Source organism: Streptomyces coffeae (genome assembly GCF_016741875.1).
Taxonomy (GTDB): domain Bacteria; phylum Actinomycetota; class Actinomycetes; order Streptomycetales; family Streptomycetaceae; genus Streptomyces; species Streptomyces coffeae.
The window spans coordinates 1-701 of sequence record NZ_JAERRF010000172.1 but is presented as its reverse complement, the minus strand read 5'-3'; the positions used below and the strand labels follow the sequence as shown (position 1 = coordinate 701).

Below are 701 nucleotides of genomic sequence, written 5' to 3'. Positions count from 1 at the left end.
GCTGTGTTGGTGGGGTTGTTTGATCGGGGGGTGTTGCGGCCGGTTCCGGTCACGGCATGGGATGTCGCCCGGGCGCCGGAGGCTTTTCGGTTCCTCGGCCAGGCCAAGCACATCGGCAAGGTCGTCCTACGCATCCCTGCGCCGTGGCCGGAGTCGGGCACGGTCCTGGTCACTGGTGGTACGGGTGGTCTGGGTGCGGTGGTGGCCCGGCACCTGGTCACGGAGCATGGGGTGCGGGATCTGCTGCTGATATCCCGACGGGGTCTTGAGGCTCCCGGGGCGGAGGAACTACGCGAGGAGCTGACGGGGCTCGGCGCGCGGGTGACGGTCACGGCGTGTGATGTGAGTGATCGTGAGGCTTTGGCGGGTGTGCTGGATGCGATCCCGGCGGATGTGCCGCTTCGGGGTGTTGTGCATGCGGCGGGTGTGCTTGATGACGGCCTGATCGCGGAGTTGTCTCATGAGCGGTTGGGTCGGGTGTTGGCGGTGAAGGCGGAGTCGGCGGTGCATTTGCATGAGCTGACTCGCGATCGTGAGCTGGATGCTTTCGTTCTGTTCTCTTCCTTTGCTGGTGTGGTGGGGAATGCGGGGCAGGCGGCGTATGCGGCGGCTAATGCGGTGTTGGATGGGCTTGCGGTGTCGCGGCGGGTGCAGGGTTTGCCGGCGGTGTCGTTGGCGTGGGGTATGTGGGAGCAGGCCGA

1 protein-coding gene is annotated in these 701 nt (G+C 66.3%); it reads left to right on the top strand.

Going from position 1 to position 701, the window contains the following annotated elements; genetic code table 11:
• The coding region (locus tag JK363_RS41535) for an SDR family NAD(P)-dependent oxidoreductase (protein WP_201883505.1) at window positions 1-701 on the top strand (701 nt) is incomplete at both ends.